Annotated in this window: 5 protein-coding genes; 3 read left to right on the top strand and 2 right to left on the bottom strand. The window is 52.3% G+C overall.

The features are described 5' to 3' along the window. Window positions 1-690: monooxygenase (locus O6944_04690; GenBank protein ID MCZ6718436.1), on the top strand; the 690-nt coding region annotated here is incomplete at its 5' end. Window positions 691-701: 11 nt separating this feature from the next. Continuing rightward, complete coding sequence (locus tag O6944_04695; GenBank protein ID MCZ6718437.1) at window positions 702-2,561, top strand: amidohydrolase; 1,860 nt, start codon at window positions 702-704, stop codon at window positions 2,559-2,561. Window positions 2,562-2,842: 281 nt separating this feature from the next. Here the strand turns inward: O6944_04695 and O6944_04700 are convergent, their stop codons facing one another. Beyond that, a complete protein-coding gene (locus O6944_04700) occupies window positions 2,843-3,400 on the bottom strand; it encodes a TetR/AcrR family transcriptional regulator (GenBank protein ID MCZ6718438.1) in 558 nt (185 codons plus the stop codon). Between the two features lie 80 nt (window positions 3,401-3,480). Between O6944_04700 and O6944_04705 the strand changes: the two genes are divergently transcribed. Continuing rightward, window positions 3,481-4,377: an alpha/beta hydrolase gene (locus tag O6944_04705; protein MCZ6718439.1), complete on the top strand. Its 897-nt coding sequence runs from the start codon at window positions 3,481-3,483 to the stop codon at window positions 4,375-4,377. Between the two features lie 524 nt (window positions 4,378-4,901). On the opposite strand, the gene O6944_04710 is transcribed toward O6944_04705, so the two are convergent. Beyond that, on the bottom strand, window positions 4,902-5,172 hold a 271-nt coding region (locus tag O6944_04710; GenBank protein MCZ6718440.1), incomplete at its 5' end, for an ABC transporter permease.

Here is a 5,172-nt window from a genome sequence, read left to right on the forward strand (position 1 = left end):
CATGACACGGCACAAGACCTGAAGGCATGGTACCGGCAACTCTGCAAGCGTCCCTGTTTTCACGACGAGTACCTGCAAGCCTTCAACGTCCCTGGTACCTACCTCATTGACACGGATGGCAAAGGTGTCGAGCGAATTACCGAAACAGGCGTTGTCGTAGCGGGGAACGAGTACGGGGTCGATTGCGTTATCTACGCTTCCGGCTTCGAGGTGGGAACGCCCTACGAACGTCGTTCCGGCTACGACATGATCGGACGGAACGGTTTGAAGTTGTCGGCGCACTGGGCTGAAGGCATGCGCACCAAACACGGAACCCATGTACACGGCTTCCCCAACGCCTTCATCGTGCAACCGACGCAAGGCGCGAATCTTATCTCCAATATTCCGCACAACCTGACGGAGGCAGGAAAAACCATCGCGCTGATTATCAACCACACCCTGGAGAACGGTTTCCGACAGGTGGAGCTCACGAAGGACGCCGAAGAGGAGTGGCTAGAACATTTGATGACGGGTGGCGGCAGTATGCTCGGCTCGCCGGATTGCACGCCTGGCTACTACAATAACGAAGGCCAGGACCCCGGTCCCAGGGCACAATTCAACGTCGGTTACCCCCAGGGTGCGAGCGCTTTTTTTGAATACATCAAGGAGTGGCGAGATACCGGTGATTTTGAAGGGCTTGAGTTTCGTTAGGTACTTGCGACGTGGCAATCTGCAAACAGTGTCATCAGGCACATGATCAGTTAGTCAATGCGGTACAACTCGTAGCGCCCCAGGCCGCTCCGATTCCGAAGCCCAATTTTTTAGCCGCTCTCTGTTGCTTCGTGATGCTCCTAAGCGGGTGCAGCGAATCGGAAGAACCGGTTTCAGCCGCCGTGCCTGTCGCAAGCTGGGTACCGGCTGAGTCAATCTATTTCAATGGCGAAATCATCACCATGAATGATCTCCAACCTGAGGCGGAAGCCGTAGCGGTGCTTGATGGAAAAATAGTGATGGCTGGAGATTACGCTGATGCTAAAGCGCATGCTGACGGTCATACACGGTGGATAGATCTGGCCGGTAAAACCTTGCTCCCCGGATTTTTCGATGCCCATAGCCACGCGACATTAACTGCAGCCAAGCTGGCTGTGGTCAACACCGATCCGCCTCCAGCGGGCTCAGCAAACAGCATTACGAGCATTCAGCGCGCACTTCGGGATGGCCTCGCCAGTGCACCCCCGGAGGTCGGTGAATGGTTGATCGGTTGGGGATATGACAATGCCATGCTCGAGGAGGGTCGCCACCCAACACGTGACGATCTCGACAAGGTAAGTCTCACGGTGCCGATAGTGTTAATCCATTTCTCCTCGCATCAAGTGGTGTTGAACAGCAAGGGGCTCGAACTCGCGGATATTTCAGCAGACTCGGAGGATCCTGAGGGCGGACGTATTCTACGTTTCTCAGACAGTCGTGAGCCCAATGGCATCTTGCAGGAAAATGCCCAGTACCCGGTGGTGCTTCCCATACTTGACGGCTTACTTGCTGGTGGAGCCGATGTCGCGGCGGGCGAAGCGCCGGGAGAAAGCGCGCTGCAACGCATGGATTATGCGCTGCAAGAATACGCTGCGGCGGGCTTCACTACGGTGACGGAGATGGGTGCCTCACGGCTGTCCATGGCTCTGCTGCAGGAAATGGCCCGCCAGCAACGACTCCCTCTCGATGTCATCGCGTTCGGTTTTAATAAGATATTCACAGTGGAGCAGATCAGCGCTCTGTATGCAGAAGACTACCGGAATCATTTTCGGGTCGGTGGCCTAAAGGTCGTGCTCGACGGCGGTTCACCCGGCCGCACGGCTTATCTGCGCGAGCCATATTTCAAGCAGTTTTCCGGTGAAAAGGATTATCGAGGTTATCCGCATATCCAGAACCAGGCGGAGCTGAATGCACTAGTGGAATCGAACTACCGTGCCGGTACCCCAGTCCACATTCATGCACTAGGCGATGCAGCGCTTGACCAGGCAATCGAGGCTGTGCAGGCGGCGGAAACCGCTGTGCCAGGTGAGGGACGGCGTACCCAGCTGATCCATATCCAGCAAGCACAAGGGGATCAGTTAGATAAGCTGGCGAAGCTCGATGTGACACTAACGTTCCAGGTAGCCCACAATTTCTATTTCGGCGATTTCCACCGTGACTTCATCTACGGACCGGCACGTACCGCTCGGCTCAATCCGGCAAGGGAGGCACTTGATCGTGGTCTGTCGGTTACCATTCATCATGACTCACCGGTCCATCCAATTGATCAGATGATGTTGATCTGGGCGTCTGTCAATCGCGTGACCCGGACTGGCAAGGTGATTGGTCCCGAGCAGAAGATAACTGTTATGGACGCGCTCAAGGCCAGCACGCTGAGTGCCGCCTACCAGTTTTCTGAGGAAGATACCAAAGGCTCAATCGAAACAGGGAAACTGGCCGATTTCGTCATCCTGTCTGACAATCCGCTGACAGTTGATCCGATGATGCTGAAAGATATCCTAGTGATGGAAACCATCAAAGAGGGCAAAACTATTCACAGGAAAGGGTCTTAGCATTACATCCTCGCGCCGATTCCGAAAAACGCTCTAGGGCCGGTCGTCCGGCCATTATTAGGATGCCTGAACTACCGCTTTTGGCCGGACAGAGACGGCTGTGAACGATACTCTTACCTGTTGATTTTTGGCCGGTTACTGTTCCGAAGCGGGCAGGATATATAAGGGGGTCTGGATTACAAAATTCCGTCGGTTAGTGCCCAAAGCGGTTGCTTAGCAAAGCGGAAACAAGTCAGGAACAAGAGAATGCAGTCTTCAAGCGGATAAATGTGTCAGGCGATCTAGTCCAGGATTTGCGTAAGTTTTTTTATCATCCACTCGCGAAATTCGCGTCGATTCTTATCACTACCCTCGAGGTCAACACTCCTTAAAAATCCCTCGCCGAGCAGGGGTTCGGCAGCGAGGACCAGATTTAACATGGCGATGCGGAACTGAGTTTCCTTCAGAGTCTTGGCGTTGGTTTTCTGTTGATTCACGAGCTCTCTGAACATACCTTTCTCCTGATTTTGAGCGCCTGCAAAGGACAACCACATGGCGAGATTAGCCATACCCTCTTCGCGATAGACTCGATCCAGTTCACGAGCGATGTCGGCAGTGGATTGTGAGTGAAGGTTTTCAGTCAGGGCGCGTTTTAGCTCACGTCCGGCGTGCTTGAGTAACGCCATCATTAGGTTGTCGCGGTTCTTGAAGTGGTAATGAACCGCGGCATCCGTGACACCCAAATCTGCGGCGATTTGTTGTACTTTCACCGCATCTGGTCCGCCCGAGCTGAGGTAGGTTTGCGCTACGTCGAGAATCTCTGCGCGAGCTTCGGAAGCTTTTTTACGTGGTTTTGTCATCCGGAACCGTTTGCTTTAAGGGGATAACTTAGTATAGTCTAAGTTATTAACTTAGAGTACTCAAAGTTAAGGGTTGAGTTATGAACGAAAATGAACAGCTAAAACGAGTGGCTGAAATAGCGGGCATTCGACTGCCTACAGACGTTTCGGTTGTTGATCATCACGTGGTTCTAAATGAACGTCGCTTCCATTATCGAGAGTGGGGCAAGCAGGAGATGCCCCGTCTTCTGTTTCTGCACGGTGGTAATCAGACTTGTCACACGTGGAATGTTATCTGTGCGGCGCTAAGTGATCGATACCACTCAGTCGCACTTGATCAGCGAGGGCATGGCGACAGTGAATGGAGTTATGAAGGCGATTACTCAATGGAGGCACAAAGTGAGGATGTAGTTGCGTTAACCCGCCACCTGAAATGGCCGTCGGTGACGATTATTGGCATGTCCATGGGATGCATCGTCGGACTGCAGTACGCAAGACAGCGCGGCGAGACATTGGATGGTTTCGTCGCGGTGGATGCCGGTCCCTATGTGGACTTCACAAGTGCTGCAGCAATATCAAGATTTGTTAACGATAACCGGCAACACCAGCATCTGGATGACTATGTCGCGGCGGCGCTCAGATTTAATCGTAGGCGGGACCCTGTGTTGCTGCGATACAGTTTGCAGCGAAATCTACGTCGTCTCATTGACGGAAGGTGGACATGGAAAACGGATACTCGAGTGACAGATCGAATGTCGCAGATACGAGTAGGAATGAATGAACTGGCACAACATGTTGGCGAAATCAGGTGCCCGGTACTCGTCATGAGGGGAGAGGAGAGTGATGTATTCTCGGATACGAATGCACTTCGATTCTTCGATGAGTTGCAAAATGGTACTTATGTGACTATCAGACATGCGGGACATTCCATTCAAGGTGATAATCCAAAGGGATTACTTGGTGCGCTGGAACCCTTTATTGATAATTATGCGTCATAAACAATTACCTTCAATTCGACACGATACAGCTTGTTACAAATTTTCTGGTCGTCATTTAACACTTACATCCGAAGTATTTGAGGCTACAACCATTGTCGCTGTCGGCTTTTGGCCGGTTAGAGACATCCAAGAACATTGCCCTTGCCGTTAAATTAACGCCGGTTACTGTTCCGAAGCGGGCATGAAATGTAAGGGGTCTGGATCACAAAAAGCTCTTCAGTGCCCTTTCGGACATGGGGGCATATGTTGTTATTGATCGCCCTGCTCAATATTATGATCGCGCAGGTATTGTTCAGTATGCGTTACGTTGGAATCCAAAGTTCAAGCATCTCATCAAACCAAGGTCATCTCGAATGGGGATTCACAATACAGCTGCAAGAAGACTGGGTAAGGGATTTGTATGAAAACTGATGTCAGCTCGTGACCGGAGTACGTCCTAAGGCTGAAGCGGTTTATACTCTCTGCTTGACGTTCGGACATGGGCAACAAGCGCAGACCCTGACGACTGGCTTCATCAGTGATGTCTAATTCACTACTTCCTTCCAGACAAATAGCCGTGTTGCCAGGGCGAAACTGATCACGATCCAGACGGCAACTCCAAGCAGGCTCGGCATGATTTCAACGAGCGCCATGCCGTTGTTGGCGATCTCCCGCATGCTGTCCACCACAGGGGTGAGTGGCAGCACCCGCGCCACGGGCTGGACTACATCAGGCATCGCCTTGATGGGGAAGAACACACCTGACAGGAACATCTGCGGGAAGATCACAATATTGCCAATAGCACCCACTGCCTGC

Source organism: Gammaproteobacteria bacterium (assembly GCA_027296625.1).
Classification (GTDB): domain Bacteria; phylum Pseudomonadota; class Gammaproteobacteria; order JAKEHO01; family JAKEHO01; genus JAKEHO01.

Excerpts from the sequence above, each read along its gene's own strand:
- O6944_04700 (MCZ6718438.1), bottom strand. The coding sequence starts at position 3,400 with ATGACAAAACCACGTAAAAAAGCTTCCGAAGCTCGCGCAGAGATTCTC.
- O6944_04705 (MCZ6718439.1), top strand. The coding sequence starts at position 3,481 with ATGAACGAAAATGAACAGCTAAAACGAGTGGCTGAAATAGCGGGCATT.